Source organism: bacterium (assembly GCA_035370465.1).
Classification (GTDB): Bacteria; Ratteibacteria; UBA8468; order B48-G9; family JAFGKM01; genus JAGGVW01.
The window spans coordinates 1-1,991 of sequence record DAOOVW010000097.1 but is presented as its reverse complement, the minus strand read 5'-3'; the positions used below and the strand labels follow the sequence as shown (position 1 = coordinate 1,991).

Annotated in this window: 3 protein-coding genes; 2 read left to right on the top strand and 1 reads right to left on the bottom strand. The window is 28.9% G+C overall.

Annotated elements, in window-relative coordinates; genetic code table 11:
• Positions 1-4 precede the first annotated feature (4 nt).
• Both trxA and PLW95_08125 read left to right on the top strand, forming a co-directional pair.
• The gene (gene trxA, locus PLW95_08130) at positions 5-331 is read left to right on the top strand and encodes a thioredoxin (GenBank protein ID HOV22622.1); all 327 of its coding nucleotides are present in this window, start codon (positions 5-7) and stop codon (positions 329-331) included.
• Complete coding sequence (locus PLW95_08125; GenBank protein ID HOV22621.1) at positions 328-1,221, top strand: carbon-nitrogen hydrolase family protein; 894 nt, start codon at positions 328-330, stop codon at positions 1,219-1,221. The genes trxA and PLW95_08125 overlap by 4 nt, the downstream gene beginning before the upstream one ends.
• On the opposite strand, the gene PLW95_08120 is transcribed toward PLW95_08125, so the two are convergent.
• Positions 1,214-1,513 carry a hypothetical protein gene (locus PLW95_08120; protein ID HOV22620.1) on the bottom strand — a complete coding sequence of 100 codons (300 nt, stop codon included), beginning with the start codon at positions 1,511-1,513 and terminating at the stop codon, positions 1,214-1,216. The genes PLW95_08125 and PLW95_08120 overlap by 8 nt on opposite strands.
• Positions 1,514-1,991 lie beyond the last annotated feature (478 nt).

The following is a 1,991-nucleotide window of genomic DNA, read 5'->3' as shown; positions in this document are numbered from 1 at the left end:
AAAAATGGAAGAAAAAATAATTGAATTAACAAATGATAATTTTGATAATTTTTTAAAGGAAAAGGAATTTGTAATTGTTGATTTTTGGGCTCCATGGTGCATGCCCTGTCGTATGGTATCTCCAATAATTGAAAATCTCTCAAAAAAATATGAAGGGAAAATATCTTTTGGTAAATTAAATGTAGACCAACAACAGGATATTGCAGTTAAATTTGGAATTATGTCTATTCCAACAATTATAATTTTTCAAAATGGTAAAGAAGTGGATAGAATTATTGGAGCAATGCCAGAGGAAATGTTTGAAGAAAGAATAAAGGGGGTACTCAAATGAAAATTGCAACTATCTCTATGGCATGTGAACATAGAAAAATAGAAAAAATTCAGGATAATCTTGAATATATTGAAAAAACATTTGAAGAAATATCAAATATAAAACCAGACCTTGTTTGTCTACCTGAAATTTTCTATTATGCAGGGGTAGAAAAAAGGGGTGACTTTTATAGTTCTGAAATTAAAGTATTTTTAAAAAATTTGGCTAAAAAATATAAAACATGCATAGCTGGTTCTATTTATGATGAACGAGAAAAAGGTGTTTTTAATACCTGTGTTTTTATAAATAGAGAAGGAGAAATTATAGGAAAATATGACAAAATTCATCCAACAGAATCAGAAATTGAAGATGGAATAATTCCTGGAAGTAAAGAACAAAAGGTAGTTGAAACTGAATTTGGATATTTAGCAGCACAAATATGTTTTGATGCAAATTGGTTTGATGAATGGAAAAAATTTTCAGATATGGGTGCAAAACTAATTGTATTTTCTTCCTCTTATCCTGGTGGAAAAGTTTTAAATTCAATCTCTTTATTAAATAGTATATATATTGTTGCCTCTATACGAGAAGAATTAAAAGCAGGAATTATAGATAACACTGGAAGATGGATTGTAAAAACAAACAGATTTTCTTACTGGGTCTGGTGTGATATTAATTTAGAAAGAACTGTGTTTCACTGGGATTTTCAAGGAGATAGATTAAAAGGTATTTTGAAAGAATATAGAGATAAAATAAAAATAGAAACATTTGGTGATGAAGCATTATTTACTATTGAACCAATTTCAAAAGATGTAAAAATTGATGAAATAATTAAAAAATATGAACTTGTAACTTATAAAGAATACATAAAAAGAGCAACAAAAATTCAGGATAAAACAAGAACTAAATAGTGTTTTTATAAATATTTTCTACAAGTTCCATTGTTTTAACCGCATCAGAAAAATTTGTTTCTGGTAATTGGTTTTCTTTAAATACTTTTTCCGGTGATTTGTTCTCAACACATATTGTCTCTGTCCACCCAGTAAAAATATCTGTTGTATCTAATGTTTTGGCAAATATCCCTTCTTCTTTCCCGCCACTTCTTCCCCATATATTTTCCTGCCTTCCTCCCTTTTTATCTTTTGTTGTTCTGCTACTAATACCCAAGATCGGCGCTTCTTTTGAAAAAAACTTTGTAGACATAGGAATATCAAGGGAAAAGAGAAAATACAAAAAATGGTTTCTTACCAATCTAAAGGATCCCTCTGGGCTACGCCCGAGGGATTCTACGGACATATTGCCTCTAAATTGCCCTGAATCTTTTTTAAATAACCTTATTACCTATTTCTTGATATAGTCCCTGCCTTATTGCTCATTTATGCCCTATTTACTTCCTAGTCCTCTTTTTTCACCCTTCCCGTGCTTTTTTCTATCCCCAAAATTTTCAATGAACAATTTTTTCTCTTTCATCTATTTTTTGATACTACCTGTAAAATTACCTATATCTTTTTATTTGTTTTTATTTTCTTATTCTTTCTAATTTTTTGATTTTAATAAAATTTACTTCTATTCAATTTGCACAAAGAATAATTACTACTGAAAAAGGTTATTAAGTCCTATTTCTGCAAAAGATTTTTCTATCTCACCAGGTAAAAAATATCCTTTCTTACTATATTTTTCT